Origin of the sequence: Pseudomonas sp. TUM22785 (assembly GCF_028198105.1) — a bacterium.
GTDB lineage: Bacteria > Pseudomonadota > Gammaproteobacteria > Pseudomonadales > Pseudomonadaceae > Metapseudomonas > Metapseudomonas solani.
In genome coordinates this window covers 6895570-6917558 of the sequence record NZ_CP116239.1, presented here as the reverse complement: position 1 = coordinate 6917558, position 21989 = coordinate 6895570, and the positions used below count along the sequence as shown (strand labels likewise).

21 protein-coding genes are annotated in these 21989 nt (G+C 67.0%); 16 read left to right on the top strand and 5 right to left on the bottom strand.

Annotated features, from left to right (window positions below; all coding sequences use genetic code 11):
- Positions 1-89: 89 nt before the first annotated feature.
- Positions 90-1010, top strand: a complete 921-nt coding sequence (locus PI990_RS30995; RefSeq protein ID WP_184491998.1) for a LysR substrate-binding domain-containing protein — start codon at positions 90-92, stop codon at positions 1008-1010.
- 20 nt (positions 1011-1030) lie between these two features.
- On the opposite strand, the gene adhP is transcribed toward PI990_RS30995, so the two are convergent.
- Entirely contained in the window at positions 1031-2053 is a 1023-nt protein-coding gene (gene adhP, locus PI990_RS30990) for an alcohol dehydrogenase AdhP (RefSeq protein ID WP_021220953.1), read from the bottom strand.
- Between the two features lie 233 nt (positions 2054-2286).
- Here adhP and purE point away from each other — a divergent pair, with 233 nt between their 5' ends.
- The 4 genes from purE to PI990_RS30970 all read left to right on the top strand — a co-directional run bounded on the left by purE (position 2287) and on the right by PI990_RS30970 (position 4835).
- On the top strand, positions 2287-2778 hold the full coding sequence (gene purE / locus PI990_RS30985) for a 5-(carboxyamino)imidazole ribonucleotide mutase (protein WP_021220952.1): 492 nt from the start codon (positions 2287-2289) through the stop codon (positions 2776-2778).
- A gap of 3 nt (positions 2779-2781) precedes the next feature.
- Positions 2782-3864: a 5-(carboxyamino)imidazole ribonucleotide synthase gene (locus PI990_RS30980; RefSeq protein ID WP_271659443.1), complete on the top strand. Its 1083-nt coding sequence runs from the start codon at positions 2782-2784 to the stop codon at positions 3862-3864.
- A 78-nt stretch (positions 3865-3942) separates the two neighbouring features.
- The gene (locus PI990_RS30975) at positions 3943-4191 is read left to right on the top strand and encodes a GlsB/YeaQ/YmgE family stress response membrane protein (RefSeq protein ID WP_271659442.1); all 249 of its coding nucleotides are present in this window, start codon (positions 3943-3945) and stop codon (positions 4189-4191) included.
- A 98-nt stretch (positions 4192-4289) separates the two neighbouring features.
- Positions 4290-4835 (top strand): DUF3299 domain-containing protein, encoded by a 546-nt coding sequence (locus tag PI990_RS30970; protein ID WP_263403880.1) that lies wholly within the window; start codon positions 4290-4292, stop codon positions 4833-4835.
- A 137-nt stretch (positions 4836-4972) separates the two neighbouring features.
- On the opposite strand, the gene PI990_RS30965 is transcribed toward PI990_RS30970, so the two are convergent.
- Positions 4973-5890 carry a D-hexose-6-phosphate mutarotase gene (locus PI990_RS30965; protein WP_021222326.1) on the bottom strand — a complete coding sequence of 306 codons (918 nt, stop codon included), beginning with the start codon at positions 5888-5890 and terminating at the stop codon, positions 4973-4975.
- A 144-nt stretch (positions 5891-6034) separates the two neighbouring features.
- Positions 6035-6442, bottom strand: coding sequence for an acyl-CoA thioesterase (locus PI990_RS30960; RefSeq protein ID WP_021222325.1), 408 nt, complete (start codon positions 6440-6442; stop codon positions 6035-6037).
- A gap of 289 nt (positions 6443-6731) precedes the next feature.
- Here PI990_RS30960 and PI990_RS30955 point away from each other — a divergent pair, with 289 nt between their 5' ends.
- Positions 6732-8018, top strand: a complete 1287-nt coding sequence (locus PI990_RS30955) for an MFS transporter (protein ID WP_271659441.1) — start codon at positions 6732-6734, stop codon at positions 8016-8018.
- Between the two features lie 73 nt (positions 8019-8091).
- On the opposite strand, the gene PI990_RS30950 is transcribed toward PI990_RS30955, so the two are convergent.
- On the bottom strand, positions 8092-9399 hold the full coding sequence (locus tag PI990_RS30950) for a PQQ-dependent sugar dehydrogenase (RefSeq protein WP_271659440.1): 1308 nt from the start codon (positions 9397-9399) through the stop codon (positions 8092-8094).
- Positions 9400-9555: 156 nt separating this feature from the next.
- Between PI990_RS30950 and PI990_RS30945 the strand changes: the two genes are divergently transcribed.
- The 7 genes from PI990_RS30945 to PI990_RS30915 all read left to right on the top strand — a co-directional run bounded on the left by PI990_RS30945 (position 9556) and on the right by PI990_RS30915 (position 18847).
- Positions 9556-10527: a phosphate ABC transporter substrate-binding protein PstS gene (locus tag PI990_RS30945; protein ID WP_271659439.1), complete on the top strand. Its 972-nt coding sequence runs from the start codon at positions 9556-9558 to the stop codon at positions 10525-10527.
- 168 nt (positions 10528-10695) lie between these two features.
- Positions 10696-12984, top strand: coding sequence for an ABC transporter permease subunit (locus PI990_RS30940; RefSeq protein ID WP_271659438.1), 2289 nt, complete (start codon positions 10696-10698; stop codon positions 12982-12984).
- A gap of 67 nt (positions 12985-13051) precedes the next feature.
- Positions 13052-14668 carry a phosphate ABC transporter permease PstA gene (gene pstA, locus PI990_RS30935; RefSeq protein ID WP_271661385.1) on the top strand — a complete coding sequence of 539 codons (1617 nt, stop codon included), beginning with the start codon at positions 13052-13054 and terminating at the stop codon, positions 14666-14668.
- A gap of 81 nt (positions 14669-14749) precedes the next feature.
- Positions 14750-15583: a phosphate ABC transporter ATP-binding protein PstB gene (gene pstB, locus PI990_RS30930; protein ID WP_021222319.1), complete on the top strand. Its 834-nt coding sequence runs from the start codon at positions 14750-14752 to the stop codon at positions 15581-15583.
- Between the two features lie 113 nt (positions 15584-15696).
- Complete coding sequence (gene phoU / locus PI990_RS30925; RefSeq protein ID WP_184491991.1) at positions 15697-16446, top strand: phosphate signaling complex protein PhoU; 750 nt, start codon at positions 15697-15699, stop codon at positions 16444-16446.
- 495 nt (positions 16447-16941) lie between these two features.
- Positions 16942-17844 carry a response regulator gene (locus PI990_RS30920; RefSeq protein WP_021222317.1) on the top strand — a complete coding sequence of 301 codons (903 nt, stop codon included), beginning with the start codon at positions 16942-16944 and terminating at the stop codon, positions 17842-17844.
- A gap of 103 nt (positions 17845-17947) precedes the next feature.
- Positions 17948-18847, top strand: coding sequence for a peptidoglycan DD-metalloendopeptidase family protein (locus PI990_RS30915; RefSeq protein ID WP_184491990.1), 900 nt, complete (start codon positions 17948-17950; stop codon positions 18845-18847).
- Here the strand turns inward: PI990_RS30915 and PI990_RS30910 are convergent.
- On the bottom strand, positions 18844-19617 hold the full coding sequence (locus PI990_RS30910) for an AraC family transcriptional regulator (protein ID WP_184491989.1): 774 nt from the start codon (positions 19615-19617) through the stop codon (positions 18844-18846). The two genes, PI990_RS30915 and PI990_RS30910, sit on opposite strands and share 4 nt — an antisense overlap.
- Positions 19618-19709: 92 nt before the next feature.
- Between PI990_RS30910 and PI990_RS30905 the strand changes: the two genes are divergently transcribed.
- From PI990_RS30905 to prfH, 3 genes are all read left to right on the top strand, one after another.
- A complete protein-coding gene (locus PI990_RS30905; protein ID WP_271659437.1) occupies positions 19710-19961 on the top strand; it encodes a hypothetical protein in 252 nt (83 codons plus the stop codon).
- Positions 19962-20191: 230 nt separating this feature from the next.
- Positions 20192-21328, top strand: a complete 1137-nt coding sequence (locus PI990_RS30900) for an RNA ligase RtcB family protein (protein WP_271659436.1) — start codon at positions 20192-20194, stop codon at positions 21326-21328.
- Entirely contained in the window at positions 21328-21942 is a 615-nt protein-coding gene (gene prfH / locus PI990_RS30895) for a peptide chain release factor H (RefSeq protein ID WP_263403888.1), read from the top strand. Before PI990_RS30900 ends, prfH begins: the two co-directional genes overlap by 1 nt.
- Positions 21943-21989 lie beyond the last annotated feature (47 nt).

Below are 21989 nucleotides of genomic sequence, written 5' to 3'. Positions count from 1 at the left end.
TCCGCTGGGTCATGCACAAACGGCATAATGTGGCCGTGACCCGCTTCGTTCGGCAAGCGTGTGCACCAAAATCGGGCAAGGGGGCCGAGATGAACCTGGAAACCAAATGGCTGGAGGACTTCGTCGCCCTGGCCGCCACCCGCAGCTTTTCCCAGGCGGCGGAGAAGCGCTTCGTCACCCAGCCGGCCTTCAGCCGGCGCATCCGCAGCCTGGAGGCCACCCTGGGGCTGACCTTGGTGAACCGTTCGCGCACGCCGGTAGAACTCACCGAGTCGGGCCAGCTGTTCCTGGTCACCGCGCGCAGCATGGTCGAGCAGGTGGGCGAGGTGGTGCGCCACCTGCATCACCTGGAAGGGCAGCAGGGCGAGGTGCTGCAGTTCGCCGCCGCCCACTCCCTGGCGCTGGGCTTCTTCCCGCAGTGGATCGCGCGGCTGCGCGGCGAGGGCTTGAACATCGCCAGCCGCCTGATCGCCACCAACGTCGGTGATGCCGTGCATTCCCTGCGCGAGGGCAGCTGCGACCTGATCCTGGCGTTCTATGATCCGGACGCCTCCCTGCAAATGGACCCGGAAATCTTCCCCTCCATGCACCTGGGCAGCACCGAGATGCTGCCGGTGTGCGCGGTGGACGCGAATGGCGAGCCGCTCTACAGCCTGGAGAACGGGCAGAGCGTGCCGCTGCTGGCCTACACCGCCGGGGCCTTCCTCGGGCGTTCGGTGAACCTGCTGCTGCGCCAGCGGGCGCTGCGCTCCACCACTGTCTATGAGACGGCCATGGCCGACAGCCTCAAGAGCATGGCGTTGCAGGGCATGGGCGTGGCCTGGGTGCCGCGCTTCAGTGCCCAGGCGGAGCTGGCGCGGGGTGAGCTGGCGGTGTGTGGCGGGTCGCAGTGGCATGTGCCGCTGGAAATCCGCCTGTACCGCTGCGCGCTGGTGCGCAAGGCGGCGATCCGCCTGCTATGGCGCAAGCTGGAAGGCGGGGCGGGCAGCGAGGGGACGACCCCGGCCTGAGCCGGGGCCGGTTGGCGGGGCTACATCTGCAGGACCACGCGGCCTTCGATCTGCCCGGCGCGCATGCGGTCGAGGATGGCGTTGATGTTGTCCAGGCTGTCGGTGCTGAAGGTGGAGTGCACCAGGCCTTCGCCGGCGAAATCCAGGGCTTCCTGCAGGTCCGCACGGGTGCCGACGATGGAGCCGGTGATGCTGATGGCCTTGAGCACCACGTCGAAGATCGGCGTGGGGAAGTCGCCCGGCGGCAGGCCGACCAGGGCCACGGTGCCGCCGCGACGGGCCATGCCGATGGCCTGGCCGAAGGCACTGTTGGACACCGCGGTGACCAACACGCCGTGGGCGCCGCCGATGTCGCGCTGGATCACCTCGGCCGGGTTCTCGTTGCGGGCGTTGACCGTGAGGCTGGCGCCGAGCTTGCGGGCCAGTTCCAGCTTGGCGTCGTCGACGTCGATGGCCGCCACGTGCAGGCCCATGGCGCGGGCGTACTGCACGGCCACGTGGCCCAGGCCGCCGATACCGGAGATGGCCACCCACTGGCCGGGGCGCGCGCCGGTGACCTTGAGGCCTTTATAGACGGTGACGCCCGCGCAGAGGATCGGCGCGATCTCGGCGAAGCCGACGTTCTTCGGCAGCACGCCCACGTAGTTGGGGTCGGCGAGCACGTACTCGGCATAGCCGCCGTTCACCGAGTAGCCGGTGTTCTGCTGGCCCTCGCAGAGGGTTTCCCAGCCGGTCAGGCAGTGTTCGCAGCAGCCGCAGGCGGTGTACAGCCAGGGCACGCCGACGCGGTCGCCTTCCTTGACCCGGGTGACCCCGGCGCCCACCGCCGCCACGTAGCCGACGCCTTCGTGGCCGGGGATGAAGGGCAGGGCGGGCTTCACCGGCCAGTCGCCCTCGGCGGCGTGCAGGTCGGTGTGGCAGACGCCCGAGGCTTCGATCTTCACCAGGATCTGGCCGGGGCCGGGCAGCGGCACCTTCACCTCTTCGATCCGCAGCGGTTCGCCGAAGGCATGGACGACGGCGGCTTTCATGGTCTGGTTCATGGCATGCACCTCCTGAAAAAGGAGCCTGGAGTGTGCACCCGTACGCCCGCCCGACCCTTGCTCCAGGGCAATTTCCGGGCGCCTTGGCAAGCCGCTGGACGGACGGTAGGCAAGGCCGGGCTTTGCGTTATACTGCGCGGCCTTCGGCCGGCAGCGCACGCCGGCCCACATCGCAGACAAGCCACGCCATATGCGTGGCTTGTTGGTTTTTCGACTCTTGATGAGGCACGACGATGAGCGCACTGGTAGGCGTGATCATGGGCTCCAAATCCGATTGGAGCACCCTCAGCCACACCGCCGAGATGCTGGAAAAGCTGGGCATCCCCTTCGAGGTGAAGGTGGTTTCCGCGCACCGCACTCCGGACCTGCTGTTCCAGTACGCCGATGAGGCCGAGGCCCGTGGCATCCAGGTGATCATCGCCGGTGCCGGCGGCGCCGCCCACCTGCCGGGCATGTGCGCGGCCAAGACCCACCTGCCGGTGCTCGGCGTGCCGGTGCAGTCGTCCATGCTCTCGGGCGTCGACTCGCTGCTCTCCATCGTGCAGATGCCGGCGGGCATCCCGGTCGCCACCCTGGCCATCGGCAAGGCCGGCGCGGTGAATGCCGCCCTGCTGGCCGCTAGCATCCTCGGCCACCAGCACCCGCAGTACCACGCGGCGCTGAAGGCCTTCCGCGACGAGCAGACCCGCTCGGTGCTCGACAACCCGGACCCGCGTGAGGCCTGACAGATGAAGATCGGCGTGATCGGCGGCGGCCAGCTCGGCCGCATGATGGCCCTGGCGGGCACCCCGCTGGGCATGGACTTCGCCTTCCTCGACCCGGCCCCGGACGCATGCGCCCAGGCCCTTGGTGAACACATCCGCGCCGACTACGGCGACCAGGACCACCTGCGCCAACTGGCCGATGAAGTGGACCTGGTGACCTTCGAGTTCGAGAGCGTGCCGGCCGAGACCGTGGCCTTCCTCTCCCAGTTCGTGCCGGTCTATCCCTCGGCCGATGCCCTGCGCATCGCCCGTGACCGCTGGTTCGAGAAGTCGATGTTCAAGGAGCTGGGCGTCCCCACCCCCGAGTTCGCCGACATCCAGTCCCAGGCCGACCTGGACGCCGCCGTGGCCGCCATCGGCCTGCCGGCGGTGATGAAGACCCGCACCCTGGGCTATGACGGCAAGGGCCAGAAGGTCCTGCGCAAGCCCGAGGACGTGACCGGCGCCTTCGCCGAGCTGGGCAGCGTGCCCTGCATCCTCGAAGGCTTCGTGCCCTTCACCGGCGAAGTGTCCCTGGTGGCGGTGCGTGCCCGTGACGGCGAGACGCGCTTCTACCCGCTGGTGCACAACACCCACGACAACGGCATCCTGCGCCTGTCCATCGCCAGCACCGACCACCCGCTGCAGGCCCTGGCCGAGGATTACGTCGGCCGCGTGCTGCAGAAGCTGGACTACGTCGGCGTGCTGGCCTTCGAGTTCTTCGAGGTGGACGGCGGCCTGAAGGCCAACGAAATCGCCCCGCGCGTGCACAACTCCGGGCACTGGACCATCGAAGGCGCCGAGTGCAGCCAGTTCGAGAACCACCTGCGTGCCATCGCCGGCCTGCCCCTGGGCTCCACCGCCAAGCTGGGGGAGAGCGCCATGCTCAACTTCATCGGCGAAGTGCCGGCCGTGGACCAGGTGATCGCCGTCGCCGACTGTCACCTGCACCATTACGGCAAGGCGTTCAAGGCCGGGCGCAAGGTCGGCCATGCCACCCTGCGCTGCGCTGATCGCGCCACCCTCGATCGGCAGATCGCCGCGGTCGAGGCACTGATCGCCGGCTGAACCCCTGCCGCTGCGCTCAGTCTGAAAAAGGGCGTGTCCACGGACACGCCCTTTTTTTTTCATTCAGGAGTAAATGCCATGGGGCTCATCGGAACCATCTTCATCGGCCTGATCGTCGGTCTGGTCGCGCGCTTCCTCAAACCCGGCGACGACAGCATGGGCTGGATCTGGACCATCCTCCTGGGCATCGGCGGCTCCGTCGCCGCGACCTATGGCGGTCAGGCCCTGGGCATCTACCAGGCTGGCGAAGGCGCGGGCTTCATCGGTGCGGTGGTGGGCGCCATCGTGCTGCTGGTGATCTACGGCCTGATCAAGAAGAACGACTGAGGGCTGGGAACCGGAAGCGGGCGCCGCAGCGGCAACGCAGTCAGTTTTTCAACAGCCTGCTAGTCTTGGCGCCTGTTTCTTTACGTGAGTCCTCTTCGATGCGCCGTGCCCTGCTTCTCTCCCTGCTGCTGTGCAGCACCCTGGCCCATGCCCGGCTGGACATGCCGGAAACCGATTGGCTGGAATTGATGCCCGCCGAGGACCGCAAGGCATTGGAGGAGATGCCGGAAATCAGCCACGACACCCCGGAAGCGGACGGCACCTTCAACAACAAGGGCGGCCTCAAGCAGCAGGACAAGGACCTGCCGGCGGTGATGTATTCGGCGAAGACGGTGGCCAAGCTCAATGGCCAGAAGATCCGCATCGGCGGCTACCCGGTACCGCTGGAGACCGACGCCAAGGGGCGCGGCACGCTGTTCTTCCTGGTTCCCTACCCGGGCGCCTGCATCCACGTACCGCCGCCGCCGCCGAACCAGATTGTGCTGGTGCGCTACCCCAAGGGCATCGCCCTCGACGATATCTACACCCCGCTCTGGGTCACCGGCACCCTCAAGGTGGAGCAGGTCAGCAACGACCTGGCCGATGCCGCCTACGCGCTGGATGCGGGCGAGGTGCGGGTCGTGGAGGATGAGGATATCCAGTAAGGCGGCGTTCGGGCGGCGCGCCCCGCCAATGCCGAGTCGCGGCATCGCAATGTGCCGCGTTTGGCTCCGCCTGGTGGAGGTAGAAAGCGACCTCCACCCTACACAGCGGTCATGTCCGAGCCTGGGTAGGGGCGACTTTAGTCGCCAAGCGCTTCGCTCCACAGGCTGACGCCCATGCTGTGGCGGGCGCCCGGTTGCAGCAGCAGGCTGTCGTCGAGCACCCGGGCGGTTTCGATGCAGAGCATGCGCTGCCAGGCGTCGTCGGCGAACTGGGAGAGGCGGGCGGCCTTGTCGATCCAGGGGTTCCACACCACCGCCGAGGCCGAGTCGCTGGCTTCGATCAGCACCCGGCGGCGCCAGGCGTCATCGCGGATGGCCAGGCGTGCCGGGGTGCCGAGGTAGATGCGGTCGGTCTCGCCGCCGAAGCTCACCTCGCCCACCTGCTGGCGGCGTTCCCAGCCTTCCAGGGTTTCGATGTAGTCGCAGCCGTCCAGGCCTTCCACCCGCACCTGGCGGATGTCGCTGACGGCGAAGTAGCTGTGCAGCGCCTGGCTCAGGGCCAGGGGCGCGTCACCGCGATTGCGGGTTTCCAGGGTCAGTTGCAGGCGCTGGCCCAGGCGGATTTCCAGGCGCAGCTCGGCGTCGCCCTTCCAGCCGGGCAGTGGTGTGCGACGGCTGTCCCAGGACAGCACCAGGCGTGCCATGCCATCCAGGGCTTCCACCCCTTCCAGTTCCCAGTCGAGGCTGCGTACGCCGCCATGGGCCGGCGCTGCGCCATCGCCCTGGTAGTGGGCCTGGATCGCCTCGGGGTTGCGCTGCAGGTCACCGAACCAGGGCCAGCACACCGGCACGCCGCCGCGCACCGATTGGCCGCGTTGGAAGGCCGCCTGCTCGCTGAGCCAGATCAGCGGCTCCTCGCCGTTGCGCTGGTAGCTGAGCACCTGGGCGCCCTGCTGTGCCACCAGCAGTTCCGCATCGGCGGTGCGCAGGCGCCAGCAGGGCAGTTGATCCATGTCGATCCGCTCGATCTGCGGAACCTTGCTTTCGCTGTTCATCCGGGTGCTCCTGGGCCTTTGGCTGCTTGCCGTCTGCATTGGGCAGGGGCGGGCCGGCGGGGTTCCCCCGAAACCGGCGAATGCATGAAGGGTATCAACGGGGGAGGGGGCGTTCGCGCGTGCGCTCGCCCCTCGGGACGGGGCTCAGCCGCGGCGCGGCGGAACCGGGCGGGTGCGACCGCTGCCGTCGATGGCGACGAAGACGAAGACCGCCTCGGTGACCTTGCGCCATTCGCTGGAGAGCGGGTCGTCGCTCCATACCTCGACCAGCATCTGGATCGAGCTGCGGCCGATTTCCAGTGCCTGGGTATAGAAGGATAGCTGGGCGCCCACGGCGACCGGGACGAGGAACGCCATGCGGTCGATGGCGACGGTGGCGACGCGGCCCCCGGCGACCTTGTTGGCCATGGCGGTGCCGGCGAGGTCCATCTGCGAGACCAGCCAGCCGCCGTAGATGTCGCCGAAGCCGTTGGTTTCGCGGGGAAGTGCGGTGATCTGCAAGGCCAGGTCGCCTTGGGGAGTCAGGTTTTCTTCTTCTTCGATCTCGATCATGCCTGGGGTGCCTCTGCCCCTGTGCTGCTTTGGATGGCGTCTATGGACGGGGAAGGGCAAGGTGCCCTGCAAAATTCCCCCTGCGCCCGCCGACCCACTGCATGTCGCCCGCGCGCAACAGCGCGCAGTATATAGCTCGCCGCGACGGGCGACGACCGCCGGGTTTCGCTTTTGACCACCCATACGTCAGAGATTGTGTGCGCTCGGCGGCTTTTTGCTATTTTGCGGACCGACCCGCCGCCAACGCAGCGGCGGGGCATGCCCTGCCTGCACTGACAAGAGATCACCCATGTCCACCGTTCTCGCCTCCGAGGCTCCCGCGCGGCCACTGACCCGCAGCGACTACAAGACCCTGTCCCTGTCCGCCCTGGGCGGCGCCCTCGAGTTCTACGACTTCATCATCTTCGTGTTCTTCGCGGCGGTGGTGGGCAAGCTGTTCTTCCCCGCCGAGATGCCCGAATGGCTGCGCCAGATGCAGACCTTCGGCATCTTCGCGGCCGGTTACCTGGCGCGGCCCCTGGGCGGCATCGTCATGGCGCACTTCGGCGACCTGCTGGGGCGCAAGCGCATGTTCACCCTGAGCATCTTCCTGATGGCGGTGCCGACGCTGATCATGGGCCTGCTGCCCACCTACGAGCAGATCGGCATCCTGGCGCCCCTGGCCCTGCTGCTGCTGCGGGTGATCCAGGGCGCGGCCATCGGTGGCGAGGTGCCCGGCGCCTGGGTGTTCGTCGCCGAGCACGTGCCGGAACGGCACATCGGCTACGCCTGCGGCACCCTGACCTCGGGCCTGACCTTCGGCATCCTGCTGGGCTCGCTGATGGCGACCCTGATCAACAGCATCTATACCCCGGCCGAGGTGCAGGAGTGGGCCTGGCGCATCCCCTTCCTGGTGGGCGGCGTGTTCGGCCTGTTCTCCGTCTACCTGCGCCGCTGGCTGCACGAGACGCCGGTGTTCGCAGAGCTGCAGCAGCGCAAGGCACTGGCCGAGGAGGTGCCGCTCAAGGCGGTGCTGCGCGAGCACCGGGGTGCCATCGCCATCAGCATGCTGCTGACCTGGGTGCTGTCGGCCGGCATCGTGGTCGTCATCCTGATGACCCCCACCGTGCTGCAGACCGTTTACGGCTTCGCGGCGGCCACGGCGCTCAAGGCCAACAGCCTGGCCATCGTCTGCCTGACGGTCGGCTGCATCGCTTCGGGCGCCATCGCCGACCGCTTCGGCGCGGGCCGTACCTTCCTGGTCGGTGGGCTGCTGCTGGCAGCCAGCTCCTGGACCTTCTACACCAGCCTCAAGGCGCACCCGGACTGGCTGTTCCCGCTCTACGCGCTGACCGGTCTGTTCGTCGGCACCATCGGTGCCGTGCCCTATGTGATGGTCAAGGCCTTCCCGCCGGTGGTGCGTTTCTCCGGCCTGTCGTTCTCCTACAACCTGGCCTACGCCATCTTCGGCGGCCTGACGCCGATGATCGTCTCGCTGCTGATGAAGTGGGACCCGCTGGGCCCGGCTTACTACGTGGCGGCCCTGTGCGGGTTGGCGGTGTTCATTGGTCTGTACCTGATCGGCAAGAAGCGCTGATCGGCTCCATCCCAGTGGGGAGCTCCGCAGTGATGGGTTTCGCGGAGCTCTACCCATCCTACGGTGCTTTTGCTCACTTGACGGTCGAGGTCACGCGCCAGACCTTGTTGCCGACGTCGTCGGTCACCAGCAGGGCGCCGCGGGCGTCGAGCATCACGTCCACCGGGCGGCCCAGGGCGTTGCCGTCCTCGTCGAGGAAGCCGGTGAGTACGTCCACCGGTTCGCCATTGGGCTTGCCGCCCTTGAAGGGCACGAAGATCACCTTGTAGCCGCTGTGCGGTTTGCGGTTCCACGAGCCGTGCTGGCCGACGAACAGGCCGTTCTGGAAGTCCGGCAGTGCGCCACCCTTGCCGAAGGCGATGCCGAGGGACGCGGTGTGCGGGCCCAGGGCGTAGTCGGGCACCAGGGCCTTGGCGACCCTGTCCGGGTTGGCCGGCTGCACACGCTCGTCGACGTGCTGGCCGTAGTAGCTCCAGGGCCAGCCGTAGAAGCCGCCGTCCTTCACCGAGGTGATGTAGTCGGGCACCAGGTCGCTGCCGATCTCGTCGCGTTCGTTCACCGCCGTCCACAGCGTGCCGGTCTCGGGCTCCCAGGCCAGGCCGTTGGGGTTGCGCAGGCCGCTGGCGAACAGGCGCTTGGTGCCGCTGGCGCGGTCCACTTCCCAGATCGCCGCGCGGCCTTCTTCCATCTCCAGGCCGTTCTCGCCGACGTTGCTGTTGGAGCCGACGGTGACGTACAGCTTGCTGCCGTCGCGGCTGGCGATGACGTTCTTGGTCCAGTGGTGGTTGATGCCCGCCGGCAGGTCGGTGACCTTCTGCGGCGTGGCCTCGATGCGCGTCTGGCCTTCCTCGTAGGGCACGCGCACCAGGGCGTCGGCGTTGGCGATATAGAAGTCGCCACCCACCAGGGCCATGCCGAAGGGCGAGTGGAGGTTCTCCAGGAAGGGCGTCTTGAGGTCGGCCATGCCGTCGCCGTCGGTGTCGCGCAGCAGGGTGATGCGGTCGGCGCTGGGGGTGCGGGCGCCGGCCTTCTCCATCACCTTGCCGGCGATCCAGCCCTTGAGGCTGAAGCCATCACCGGAAGCCGGGGCGTTGCTCTCGGCCACCAGCACATCGCCATTGGGCAGCAGGTAGAGCCAGCGCGGGTGGTCCAGGCCCGCGGCGAAGGCCTTCACCTCGGTACCGGCGGTGGCGGTGGGCTGGCCATCTTCGGCCCAGCCCTTGGCCGGGGCCACGTTCACCGTGGGCAGCAGGGTCTTGTTCGGCGGCGGCAGCGTCGGGTTGGCGCCGGTGCCGTCGCTCACCTCCAGGCTGGCCTTGTCGCCACAGGCCGAGCAGGCGGCGGCGAGGACCGCCAGGGGCATCAGTCGTAGGGGGTGCATGGGCGTTCTCCTGAGGGGTGCGGGCTCATTCATGCAGAGTTGGACAGCCATGATGGCCATTCATCCAATTGTCATATTCGGTTCATAGAGTGTTCATACGGCCTGCAGATACTGGCCCCCGATTCATCCAACCCGATCCTTTGCTAGGAGCAAGGCATGAAACTGAAGCGTTTGATGGCGGCCCTGACTTTCGTCGCCGCCGGCGTTGCGACCGCCAGCGCGGTTGCCGCTGTCGACCCGTCCATCCCGTCCTACACCAAGACCACTGGCGTATCCGGCAACCTCTCCAGCGTTGGTTCGGACACCCTGGCCAACCTGATGACTCTGTGGGCTGAAGCCTACAAGCGTGAATACCCGAACGTGAACATCCAGATCCAGGCCGCCGGTTCTTCCACCGCGCCGCCGGCTCTGACCGAAGGCACCGCCAACCTGGGCCCGATGAGCCGCAAGATGAAGGACGTCGAGCTGCAGGCCTTCGAACAGAAGTACGGCTACAAGCCGACCGCCGTTCCGGTTGCCGTCGACGCCCTGGCGATCTTCGTGCACAAGGACAACCCCATCAAAGGCCTGACCATGCAGCAGGTTGACGCCATCTTCTCCGCCAACCGCCTGTGCGGTGGCAAGAGCGACGTCAAGACCTGGGGCGACCTGGGCGTGACCGGTGACCTGGCTGCCAAGCCGGTTCAGCTGTTCGGCCGTAACTCGGTATCCGGCACCTACGGCTACTTCAAGGAAGAAGCCCTGTGCAAAGGCGACTTCAAGGCCAACGTCAACGAGCAGCCGGGTTCGGCTTCCGTCGTCCAGTCCATCAGCCAGTCCCTCAACGGCATCGGCTACTCGGGCATCGGCTACAAGACTTCCAGCGTGAAGACCGTGGCCCTGGCCAAGAAAGAAGGCGGCGAGTTCGTTGAAGACAACGAGCAGAACGCCCTGAACGGCAGCTACCCGCTGTCCCGCTTCCTCTACGTTTACGTCAACAAGGCCCCGAACAAGCCTCTGGCCCCGCTGGAAGCCGAGTTCGTGAAGCTGGTCCTGTCGCAACAAGGCCAGCAGGTCGTGGTGAAGGATGGCTACATCCCGCTGCCGGCCAAGGTCGCTGAAAAAGCACTGAAGGATCTGGGCCTGTAATCCAGGACAGATGAAGGGGCGGTCGCTTAGCAGACCGCCCCGCAAGGACGCGACGATGGCGGGAGACCCCCGCCATGGAGGCCCGCCCCCGGCACCATGCCCAGGGTGGGCCTCGTTGCGTCACCTCGCTGTAATCTTTCTGTCATACGAAGGCTTTAGGGTGTGCCCATGAATGATCTGGCCAGTTCCCCCATGACCTCGACGAATCCCCCCGCGCGCATCGATTTCAACACGCCGGCGCTGCAGCGTAAGCGCCGCATCCGTGCGTTGAAAGACAACCTGACCCGCTGGTACGTACTGGTGGGCGGCCTGGCCGTTCTTGCGGCCATTACCCTGATCTTCTTCTACCTCGCCTACGTGGTGCTGCCCCTGTTCCAGGGTGCCGAGCTGACCGCGAAGAAGGTGCAGAGCCCCGCCTGGCTTCAGCAGGACGCCGGCAAGCCGCTGCTGCTGACCATCGAGGAGCAGAACCAGGTCGGCATGCGTGTTTCCGACAAGGGTGAAGCGGTCTTCTTCTCCACCAAGGACGGCGCCGAACTCAAGCGCAGCCAACTGCCCCTGCCGGCTGGCGTCAGCGTCGCCTCCATCGGCCAGGACCAGCCCGGCAGCCCGCTGGTGGCCCTGGGCCTGAGCAACGGCAAGGTGCTGCTGTTCAAGCACAGCTACGTGGTGACCTACCCGGACAACAAACGGGTGATCACCCCGCAGATCGACTTCCCCTACGGCGACAAGCCCCTGGTACTGAACCAGGCCGGCGGCGCCCTGGAGCATGTGGCGGTCAGCCACAACGACGAGACCCTTCTGCTGGCCGGTTCCACCGGTAACCAGCTGCACGTGCAGGAACTGGTCAGCGAAGAGAACATGATGACCGGCGAGACCACCGTCGAGCAGAACGCCATCGACCTGCCGCAGATGACCGAGCCGATCAAGGCGATCTACGTCGACCCGCGCCTGCAATGGCTTTACGTGGTCAACGGCCGCGCCCAGGTAGACGTCTTCAGCCTGCACGAGAAGAGCCTCAACGGCCGTTACAAGCTGTTCGAGGAAGGCGATCGCGAAGTCTCCGCCAGCGGCCTGCTGCTGGGCGGCATCTCGCTGATGATCGGTGACTCCAAGGGCGACGTGAGCCAGTGGTTCATGGTCCGTGGCGCCGACGGCGAAGCCCGGCTGACCCACATCCGCAGCTTCCTGCTGGGCAAGGCACCGGTGGTGCAGATCGCCCCCGAAGAGCGCCGCAAGGGCTTCCTGGCTCTGGATGCCAGCGGCAAGCTCGGCGTCTTCCACAGCACCGCCGAGCGCACCCTGCTGATCGAACAGGTCACCGACGGCGCCGGCCTGATGGCCTTCTCGCCCCGCGCCAATCGCGTGATAGTCGAGGAGGGCGGCCAGCTGCTGCCCTTCAGCCTGCGCAACCCGCACCCGGAAGTCTCCTGGAGCGCGCTGTGGGGCAAGGTCTGGTACGAAAGCTACGACGCACCCAAATACGTCTGGCAATCCACCGCCGCCAACACTGATTTCGAACCCAAGCTGAGCCTGGCACCGCTGACCTTCGGCACCCTCAAGGCCGCCTTCTACGCCATGCTGCTGGCCGCTCCGCTGGCCATCGCCGCCGCCATCTACACCGCGTACTTCATGGCCCCGACCATGCGTCGCAAGGTGAAGCCGGTGATCGAGCTGATGGAAGCGCTGCCGACGGTGATCCTCGGCTTCTTCGCCGGCCTGTTCCTGGCGCCCTATGTCGAAGGCCACCTGCCGGGCATCTTCAGCCTGCTGTTGCTGACGCCCATCGGCATCCTGCTCGCCGGCTTCCTCTGGAGCCGCCTGCCGGAGTCGATCCGCCTGCGCGTGCCGGACGGTTTCGAAGCGGCGATCCTGATCCCCGTGGTGCTGCTGGTGGGCTGGTTCGCCCTGGGCATGAGCCCGCTGCTGGAAGCCTGGTTCTTCGGTGGCGACATGCGCCTGTGGATCAGCAATGACCTGGGCATCACCTACGACCAGCGCAACGCCCTGATCGTCGGCCTGGCCATGGGCTTCGCGGTGATCCCGAACATCTTCTCCATCGCCGAAGACGCCATCTTCAGCGTGCCGCGCAGCCTCACCTACGGTTCCCTGGCCCTGGGCGCCACGCCCTGGCAGACCCTGACCCGCGTAGTGATCCTCACCGCCAGCCCGGGCATCTTCTCGGCGCTGATGATCGGCCTCGGCCGTGCAGTGGGCGAGACCATGATCGTGCTGATGGCCACCGGCAACACCCCGGTGATGGAAGTGAACATCTTCGAAGGCATGCGCACCCTGGCAGCCAACGTCGCGGTGGAAATGCCGGAATCCGAAGTGGGTGGCTCGCACTACCGCGTGCTGTTCCTCGCATCCCTGGTGCTGCTGATGTTCACCTTCGTGATGAACACCCTGGCAGAGCTGATCCGTCAGCGCCTGCGCAAGAAATACGCCTCGCTTTAAGGTGGAGAATTCCGTGAAACAGGTTTCCCTCAAATACTGGTTCAAGAGCGGCGCGCCAGGTGTGTGGATGAGCGGTGGCGCCGTGTCCATCGCCGTCATCATGACCATCGGCCTGCTGTCGGTGATCGCCGTACGCGGTCTCGGCCACTTCTGGCCGGCCGACCTGATCGAAGCCCAGTACAGCGTGCCGGGCCAGGCGCCCAAGGCGCTGATCGGCGAAGCGGTGCAGATCGAGGAAGTGTCCCGTGCGCGCCTCAAGGGTGCCGGCCTGCCGGTGCCCGAAGAAGGCCCCGAGTTCATGACCCGCGAGCTGCTCAAGGTGGGCAACCGCGAGGTCTACGGCAGCGACTTCACCTGGGTGGTGGGCGAATGGTTGCAAGACCAGAAGAAGCCCGCCGAGCTGATCGCCATGGAGCGCCGCGAGTGGGGCAACTTCTACGGCCGCCTGGTGAGCGTCAAGGAGAACGGCCAGGTCGTCGCCGAGGGCGAGGCCGCCATGGCCGAGCTGCAGAAGCGCCTGAAGCGTGTCGATGACCTCTACGCCCAGCTCTACCAGCTGGAGAAGAAGGACATCGGCGCCATCAACCATGGCCTCGAACGCCTGCGCCTGGATGGCCGCAAGCTGGAGCTGGACGGCAAGCTGGACGCCGCCGCCCAGGCCGACCTGGCTGCCGCGCGTGCCGAGCTGGACGCCCGCTACAAGGGCCTCGAAGCCCAGCTGGGCGGCTTGCACGAAGCCTTCAACCGCGACAGCGTGGTGGTTCGCGAAGCCGGTGGCCAGGAGCAGGAAATCACCCTGGGCAAGATCGTGCATGCCTACCAGCCCAACGCCATGGGTGTGTTCCAGAAGATCGGCTTCTACTTCGCCAAGCTGTGGGAGTTCCTGGCGGACGACCCCCGTGAGGCCAACACCGAAGGCGGTATCTTCCCGGCCATCTTCGGCACCGTGATGATGACCCTGATCATGGCCGTGATCGTCACCCCCTTCGGCGTGGTGGCGGCCATCTACCTGCGCGAGTACGCCAAGCAGGGCGTGCTCACCCGCATCATCCGCATCGCCGTGAACAACCTGGCCGGCGTCCCGGCCATCGTCTACGGCGTGTTCGGCCTGGGCTTCTTCGTCTACGTGCTGGGTGGTTCCATCGACCGCCTGTTCTTCCCCGAAGCCGCCCCGGCGCCGACCTTCGGCACCCCGGGCCTGCTCTGGGCCTCGCTGACCCTGGCCATCCTCGCGGTGCCGGTGGTGATCGTGGCCACCGAGGAAGGCCTGGCGCGGATTCCCCGTGCGGTGCGTGAGGGCTCCCTGGCCCTGGGCGCGACCAAGGCCGAGACTCTGTGGAAGATCGTCCTGCCGATGGCCAGCCCGGCCATGATGACCGGCCTGATCCTCGCCGTGGCCCGCGCCGCCGGTGAAGTGGCGCCGCTGATGCTGGTGGGCGTGGTCAAGCTGGCCCCGAGCCTGCCGGTGGATGGCAACTACCCCTACCTGCACCTCGACCAGAAGATCATGCACCTGGGCTTCCACATCTACGACGTCGGCTTCCAGAGCCCCAACGTAGAGGCCGCCCGCCCGCTGGTCTACGCCACCGCGCTGCTGCTGGTGCTGGTGATCGCGCTGCTGAACCTCTCGGCCGTCGCCATCCGCAACCACCTGCGCGAGAAGTACAAGGCGCTGGACAACTGAGTTAGCCCCGAGCGGCGTGCCACACGCCGCTCCGCTTGAAACTTGAAGCTTGTAGCCAGGCGCTACGAACGGAGTGAAATCATGCAACACGAAAGCCATAGCCACGGCGTCAACATTTCCGCCCTCGGCCGCAGCAAGCAGAGCCTGAGCCTGGCCGAGGAAACCGTTGCCCTCGAAGTGCCCGGCCTCAACCTGTACTACGGCGAGAAGCAGGCCCTGTACGACGTGCAGATGAACATCCCGAAACAGCGCGTGACCGCCTTCATCGGTCCGTCCGGCTGCGGCAAGTCCACGCTGCTGCGCTGCTTCAACCGCATGAACGACCTGGTGGATGGCTGCCGCGTCGATGGCGAGATCCGCCTCGACGGCAACAACATCTACCGCAAGGGCGAGGAAGTGGCCGAGCTGCGCCGCCGCGTCGGCATGGTGTTCCAGAAGCCCAACCCCTTCCCCAAGAGCATCTACGAGAACGTCGTCTACGGCCTGCGCATCCAGGGCATCAACAAGAAGCGCGTGCTCGACGAAGCCGTTGAATGGGCCCTCAAGGGCGCGGCGCTGTGGGAGGAGGTCAAGGACCGCCTGCACGAATCCGCCCTCGGCCTCTCCGGCGGCCAGCAGCAGCGTCTGGTCATCGCCCGCACCATCGCGGTCGAACCCGAAGTGCTGCTGCTCGACGAACCCTGCTCGGCCCTGGACCCGATCTCCACCCTCAAGGTGGAAGAGCTGATCTACGAGCTGAAGAGCAAGTACACCATCGTCATCGTCACCCACAACATGCAGCAGGCCGCGCGCGTCTCCGACTACACGGCGTTCATGTACATGGGCAAGCTGATCGAATTCGGCGATACCGATACCCTGTTCACCAACCCGGCCAAGAAGCAGACCGAGGACTACATCACCGGTCGCTATGGCTAGTCGCATGAACGCCAGCTTGAAGCGGGAAGCTTGAAGCTGGAGGTTGGACGACGGGCACCGATAAACAGGCTTCAAGCTTCTGGCTTCAAGCTTCCAGCTTTCGCGGAGCGAACATGATCGACAAAGACAGCCTCACCCATCACATCTCCCAGCAGTTCAACGCCGAACTGGAGGACGTGCGCAGCCACCTCCTGGCGATGGGCGGCCTGGTGGAGAAACAGGTCAACGACGCCGTCACCGCGCTGATCGACGCCGATTCGGGCCTGGCCCAGCAGGTGCGCGAGATCGACGACCAGATCAACCAGATGGAGCGCAACATCGACGAGGAGTGCGTACGCATCCTCGCCCGTCGCCAGCCGGCGGCCTCCGACCTGCGCCTGATCATCAGCATCTCCAAGTCGGTGATCGACCTGGAGCGCATTGGCGACGAGTCCTCGAAGATCGCCCGCCGCGCCATCCAGCTCTGCGAAGAAGGCGTGTCGCCGCGCGGCTACGTCGAAGTCCGCCACATCGGCGACCAGGTGCGTCGCATGGTGCAGGAGTCGCTGGACGCCTTCGCCCGCTTCGATGCCGACCTGGCCCTGTCCGTGGCCCAGTACGACAAGACCATCGACCGCGAGTACAAGACCGCCCTGCGCGAGCTGGTCACCTACATGATGGAAGACCCGCGCGCCATCAGCCGCGTGCTCAACATCATCTGGGCCCTGCGTTCCCTGGAGCGCATCGGCGACCACGCACGCAACATCGCCGAGCTGGTGATCTACCTGGTGCGCGGTACCGACGTCCGCCACATGGGCCTGGCGCGCATGCAGGAAGAAGTGAAGGGCACCGCCAACAAGGGCGGCGACACCCCTGCCAGCTGACCCGCCCCGCTTCAGGAAAACGCCCGGCCATGCCGGGCGTTTTCGTGGGTGGCCCCAACCACCTTCCCCGCCTGCTCCATCTCCACCGTAGGAGCGAGCTCTGCTCGCGAAGCGTCGCCCGCTCGGTGGCGCCCCATGCCTCACCTTTGTGGGCGCGGATTCATTTGAACGTGGGAAGCCAAGTCCTTGGGACGGTGGTCATGAATCATCGACTCTGCCTATGGCGATTCGAACTGAGCACTCGACAGGATGAATGCGTGTCGTAGGGTGCATCACCGACGGGGCCCCAACCACAGCTCATTGGCACGGCCTCGCGTAGGGTGGAGTGCGCGACGTCTTCGTGCTCCGCGAGCCTCACGAAACCCGTGCCTTTCAATGCCCCGGCACCATCCCTGAAACCACCTTTCACCCGAAAGGGTGCGCGATGTCGCATTCAGTTTGGCAAAGCGCTATCAGCCGAGGCTATGCTTACGCCCGTTCTCTGAGGAGTGGTCGATGAGCAAGGTGACAGTGCTGGTAGTGGACGATGCGTCCTTCATTCGCGATCTGGTGAAGAAGGGGCTGCGCGATCACTTCCCCGGCATCCAGATCGAAGAAGCGATCAACGGGCGCAAGGCCCAGCAGATGCTGGCGCGTTCGGCCGTCGACCTGATCCTCTGCGATTGGGAGATGCCGGAGATGTCCGGCCTCGAGCTGCTCACCTGGTGCCGCTCCCAGGACACGCTGAAGACCACGCCCTTCGTCATGGTCACCAGCCGTGGCGACAAGGAGAACGTGGTGCAGGCCATCCAGGCCGGCGTCTCCGACTACATCGGCAAACCCTTCTCCAACGACCAGCTGGTGACCAAGGTGAAGAAGCAGCTGGCCCGCGCCGGCAAGCTCGAAGCCCTGGCCGCCGGCGCGCCGCCGAAGATGCTCAGCAGCGGCGGCTTCGCCAATGATTCCCTGGCCGCCCTCACCGGCGGCAAGGCCGAGGTGGTCAAGCCCGCCGCGGCACCCAAGGCCGCGGCCAAACCGGCTGCACCCACTCCGTCGGCCAAGGCCGCCGGCCAGGCGCCGGGTGGTCGTGGCCAGGCCCAGCTGCGCCTGCCCAGCGGCGTGCTCTCCTGCGTGATCAAAACCATCAGCCTCAAGGACGCCCATCTGGTGGTGAAGCGCGGCGAGCCGCTGCCCCAGGTGCTGGAAAGCGCCGTGCTCGACCTGGAGCAGGGCGAAGGCGGCGAGGTGGCGCGCCTCAACGGCTACCTGCACTCGGTGGCGGCCCTGGAGCCCAAGCCCGACAGCGAGTGGCTGCAGCTGACTTTCCGCTTCGTCGACCGCGACCCGCAGAAGCTCGACTACCTCTCGCGCCTGATCGCCCGTGGCTCGGCGCAGAAACATTTCGTACCCGGCGCCTGAGCCAACCCCGTCACAGCCCGACGGCCGGCGCCTCGCGTGGTGCCGGCGGCGCTGCTAGGCTTGCCAGCTCCGGGATACCCATAACCACTAGATCCATGCAGTCATGCTAGGGCGCATTCTTCTTCTCTGCGGTTCGCTGGCGGCAGCCCTGCCGGCGTGCGCGCTGACCATCTACAAGTACACCGATGCCAACGGCGTGGTCACCTACACCGACAAGGCCGTCGCGGGCGCGCAGGTGTTCGTTTTCCGTGATCGCATGGTCGAGCGCCTGGACCTCTCGGTGAAGCTGGAAACCCAGAAGCACGATGCCGGCGAAACCCTGCTGGTGCGCAACGACCTCTACGCGCCGGTGGAAGTGGAGCTGAGCCTGAGCAACGTCAGCAACGCCGTGGGCGCGCCGGACAAGCCCATCCGCTGGGTGCTGCCACCGCGCAGCAAGATCCGCCTCGCCACCCTGGCCCCGGCCGACGCCAGCAAGGCCATGCGCTACAAGCCGCGCCTGCGCTACGCCCTGGGTGACCCGCGGCAGCAGCCTTCGCTCTACAACTACCCGCTGCCCTGGCTGGGTGGCCCGTTCCGCCTCACCCAGGGCGCCAACGGCCAGTACAGCCACTTCACCCCCAAGGGCCGCTACGCACAGGACGTGGCCATGCCTGAAGGCACGCCCATCGTCGCCGCCCGCCCAGGGATGGTGGTGAAGATCGAAAACCAGCAGAGCGGCCGGGGCAACAACCCCTCCGGCAACTTCGTGCGCATCCTCCACAACGACGGCACCATGGGCGTCTACCTGCACCTGATGCGTGGCTCGGTGAAGGTCCAGGAAGGCCAGCGCGTGGCCATCGGCGAGCAGATCGGCCGTTCCGGCAACACCGGCAACAGTACCGGCCCGCACCTGCATTTCGTCATCCAGCGCAACGTCGGCCTGGCGCTGGAATCCATCCCCTTCAAGTTCGCCCAGCCGGTGGACTCCCTGCCCAACTTCGCCGTGGGCGGCGACGACTAGCGCGCGAAGTAGCGACCCGGCGTCACCCCGAAGTGGCGCCGGAACATGGCGATGAACGCACTGACGTTGTCATAGCCCAGCTCCAGCGCCACCCGTGTCACCGCATCGCCCGCCGCCAGGCGCTCCAGGGCCCGCAGCAGGCGTGCGCGCTGGCGCCACTGGCCGAAGGCGAAGCCCGTCTCCTCGACGAAGCGCCGGGCCAGGGTCCGGGACGACATCCCCGCCCACTGTGCCCAGGCCTCCAGGCTGCGGTTGTCCGCCAGCTCATCGGCCAGTGCCTGGCAGATGCGCCGCAGGCGCGGGTCCGTCGGCAGCGGCAGGCCGAAGGGTTCTTCCGGCAGGCCCTGCAGCTCGTCGAGGATCACCCCGGCGATGCGCAGCTGCCGCTCATCCAGCGGCCCCTCGCCCCAGTCCGTCGCACGCCGCACCGCCTCCCGCAGCAGGCCCGAGGTGGCGATGATCCGGGGCGTCTGCGGCAATTCCCGGCACGCCTGCGGCGCCACATAGACGCTCCAGCCATCGAAGGGCCCGTGGGAACGCAGGGCATGCTCGCAACCCGGCGGCACCCACACCGCATGGGTGGCCGGCACCACCCAATGGCTGTCGGCCGCCGTCACCGACAGCAGGCCCTGCCCAGCGCCGAGCAGCTGGCCACGGGCGTGGGAGTGGAGGGCGGTCTGGCGTTCGAGGGGGCTGTGCTGCCACACCGCGACCAGCAGCGGGCCGCCGTCTGCCTGGGCGAGAGTGGGTGAAACCAGGGGCTGCGACATTGGCAATTTCACGTTATCAATCGACATGGATAAGGCAGTTTAGCCAAGTCCCCGGCCGCAGAATGGGCCCTCATCCACAGGAGGACACCGCCATGCGTGCCGAAGACCTGCTCCCCGACCATCTCGACCACCGTGACTTCAACGGCACCCGCGTGCGCAAGGGCACGGTGGGCGCCTTCCTGATCAACGCCCGGTGCTGGTGCGACCCGGCCACCCCGGCGCAGCAGCGCGCCGCCGCCGAACTGGAGGTGCTGGCCGCCCTGCCGGCGCTGCAGGCGCTGGGGCTGTTCGAGCTGCTGCAGGTGCGCGACCCGGCCCTGCGGGCTTTGTGCGGGCAATCATGAGTCGTGCATGACGGGGATTGCGCAGCGGCGCGGATCGGCCTAGGATTCGCGCCTTCTTCTCCCCTCAACCGACAGCAAAAGGAGGTCCATCATGCAAACACTGATCACCCTTTGCAGGTCGCGCCTGGCTTAAATCGCTTCTTCCGTCCTTCTTCGCGACGGTTCCGCACTGCCCGACCCAGACCTGCCAAATCCAAGCATTTTTCGTTTCAACCCATTTGGATTGGACTATGGGCACTTGCATTCGCAATTTGTCCGACGGCATCACCCTGATCGCCGCGGACGACACCTGGATCGAAGGAAAAGCGATCCAGCAACTTGAAACCACCGCCCGCCTGCCGGGCATGCAACGGGTGGCCGGCATGCCGGACCTGCACCCGGGGCGCGGCTACCCGGTGGGCGCCGCGTTCTTCTCCAGCGGCCGCTTCTACCCGGCGCTGGTGGGCAACGACATCGGCTGCGGCATGGCCTTCTGGCGCACCGATATCCCGGTCGCCAAGCTGCACCTGGACAAGCTGGAGAAGCGCCTGGGCTCCCTCGACGCACCGCTGGACGACAGCTGGCAGGAGGCGATCGCCGCCTTCGGCCTGCCGTCCTGCGGGCACGAGCGTTCCCTGGGCACCATCGGCGGCGGCAACCACTTCGCCGAGCTGCAGCAGCTCGACGAAGCCTATGACGACGCGGCCCTGGCGGCCCTGGGCGTCGACCGCAAGCACCTGCTCCTGCTGGTGCACAGCGGCTCCCGTGGCCTGGGCGAAGCCATCCTGCGCGAGCAGGTGGACCGCTTCAGCCACGCCGGCCTGGAAGCCGGCAGCGCCGATGCCGAGCACTACCTGGCCCGCCACGACGGCGCCCTGCGCTTCGCCGAGGCCAACCGGCAACTGATCGCCCGACGCATGCTGGAACGCCTGCGTGCCGACGGCGAGCAACTGCTGGACGTGAACCACAACCTCGTCTCCGCCGCGGCCATCGGCGGCGTCGACGGCTGGCTGCACCGCAAGGGCGCCACGCCGGCGGACCAGGGCGTGATGGTCATCCCCGGCTCCCGGGGCGACTACAGCTACCTGGTGGCACCGGTGGCCGACGAGCGCAGCCTGCTCTCGCTGGCCCACGGCGCTGGGCGCAAGTGGATGCGCAGCGAGTGCAAGGACCGCCTCGCCAAGCGCTACAGCGTCGAGCAACTGGAACGCACCGCCCTGGGCAGCCGGGTGATCTGCGCCGACCGTGCGCTGATCTACGAGGAAGCGCCGGAAGCCTACAAGGCCATCGATTCGGTAGTCGGCGCCCTGCGCGAGGCCGGTCTGGTGCGGGTGCTGGCGCGGCTCAAGCCGGTGCTGACCTACAAGACCAAGGGAGGCTGCTGCTGATGATCCTCCTGCAACTCTCGGCGGCCCAGGGGCCGGACGAATGCGCCCTGGCGGTGGCCAAGGCGCTGCACCGGCTGCTGGACGAAGCCGCCACGCTGGATGTGCAGGCCCAGGTGCTGGAGCGGGAGGAGGGCGCCCGTCGCGGCACGCTCGCCTCCGTGCTCCTGGCCCTGGACGGCGCGCGTGCGGACGAGCTGGCCGGGCACTGGGAAGGCTCCCTGCAATGGACCTGCCCCAGTCCCTACCGGCCCAACCACGGGCGCAAGAACTGGTTCTTCGGCGGTGCGCGGTTCGCCGCGCCACCGGCCAGCCTGGAAGGCGAGATCCGCTTCGAAGCCCTGCGCTCCTCGGGCCCGGGCGGCCAGCACGTCAACACCACCGACTCGGCGGTGCGCGCCACCCACCTGGCCAGCGGCATCAGCGTCAAGGTGCAGAGCGAGCGCAGCCAGCACGCCAACAAGCGTCTGGCCATCCTCCTCATCGGCCAGCGCCTGGCACAACGCGCCGAACAGGCCGACGACGCCCTGCGCGCCGAGCGGCGCCTGTTCCACCACCGGGTGGAACGGGGCAACCCGGTGCGCTGCTTCCGAGGCGAGCGCTTCGAGCCGGTGTGAGCCGTCTTCCACCCACCCACGAAAAACGGGGCCATTCGGCCCCGTTC

What these genes read in the sequence shown, in the direction of transcription:
- PI990_RS30975 (WP_271659442.1), top strand. Translation starts at nt 3,943, where the DNA reads ATGGGGCTCATCGGAACCATCTTCATCGGCCTGATCGTCGGTCTGGTC.
- PI990_RS30920 (WP_021222317.1), top strand. Translation starts at nt 16,942, where the DNA reads ATGAGCAAGGTGACAGTGCTGGTAGTGGACGATGCGTCCTTCATTCGC.
- PI990_RS30910 (WP_184491989.1), bottom strand. Translation starts at nt 19,617, where the DNA reads ATGTCGCAGCCCCTGGTTTCACCCACTCTCGCCCAGGCAGACGGCGGC.
- PI990_RS30915 (WP_184491990.1), top strand. Translation starts at nt 17,948, where the DNA reads ATGCTAGGGCGCATTCTTCTTCTCTGCGGTTCGCTGGCGGCAGCCCTG.
- PI990_RS30960 (WP_021222325.1), bottom strand. Translation starts at nt 6,442, where the DNA reads ATGATCGAGATCGAAGAAGAAGAAAACCTGACTCCCCAAGGCGACCTG.
- PI990_RS30970 (WP_263403880.1), top strand. Translation starts at nt 4,290, where the DNA reads ATGCGCCGTGCCCTGCTTCTCTCCCTGCTGCTGTGCAGCACCCTGGCC.
- phoU (WP_184491991.1), top strand. Translation starts at nt 15,697, where the DNA reads ATGATCGACAAAGACAGCCTCACCCATCACATCTCCCAGCAGTTCAAC.
- purE (WP_021220952.1), top strand. Translation starts at nt 2,287, where the DNA reads ATGAGCGCACTGGTAGGCGTGATCATGGGCTCCAAATCCGATTGGAGC.
- PI990_RS30945 (WP_271659439.1), top strand. Translation starts at nt 9,556, where the DNA reads ATGAAACTGAAGCGTTTGATGGCGGCCCTGACTTTCGTCGCCGCCGGC.
- pstA (WP_271661385.1), top strand. Translation starts at nt 13,052, where the DNA reads ATGAGCGGTGGCGCCGTGTCCATCGCCGTCATCATGACCATCGGCCTG.
- PI990_RS30950 (WP_271659440.1), bottom strand. Translation starts at nt 9,399, where the DNA reads ATGCACCCCCTACGACTGATGCCCCTGGCGGTCCTCGCCGCCGCCTGC.
- PI990_RS30940 (WP_271659438.1), top strand. Translation starts at nt 10,696, where the DNA reads ATGAATGATCTGGCCAGTTCCCCCATGACCTCGACGAATCCCCCCGCG.
- pstB (WP_021222319.1), top strand. Translation starts at nt 14,750, where the DNA reads ATGCAACACGAAAGCCATAGCCACGGCGTCAACATTTCCGCCCTCGGC.
- PI990_RS30900 (WP_271659436.1), top strand. Translation starts at nt 20,192, where the DNA reads ATGGGCACTTGCATTCGCAATTTGTCCGACGGCATCACCCTGATCGCC.
- PI990_RS30905 (WP_271659437.1), top strand. Translation starts at nt 19,710, where the DNA reads ATGCGTGCCGAAGACCTGCTCCCCGACCATCTCGACCACCGTGACTTC.
- adhP (WP_021220953.1), bottom strand. Translation starts at nt 2,053, where the DNA reads ATGAACCAGACCATGAAAGCCGCCGTCGTCCATGCCTTCGGCGAACCG.
- PI990_RS30965 (WP_021222326.1), bottom strand. Translation starts at nt 5,890, where the DNA reads ATGAACAGCGAAAGCAAGGTTCCGCAGATCGAGCGGATCGACATGGAT.
- PI990_RS30980 (WP_271659443.1), top strand. Translation starts at nt 2,782, where the DNA reads ATGAAGATCGGCGTGATCGGCGGCGGCCAGCTCGGCCGCATGATGGCC.
- prfH (WP_263403888.1), top strand. Translation starts at nt 21,328, where the DNA reads ATGATCCTCCTGCAACTCTCGGCGGCCCAGGGGCCGGACGAATGCGCC.
- PI990_RS30995 (WP_184491998.1), top strand. Translation starts at nt 90, where the DNA reads ATGAACCTGGAAACCAAATGGCTGGAGGACTTCGTCGCCCTGGCCGCC.
- PI990_RS30955 (WP_271659441.1), top strand. Translation starts at nt 6,732, where the DNA reads ATGTCCACCGTTCTCGCCTCCGAGGCTCCCGCGCGGCCACTGACCCGC.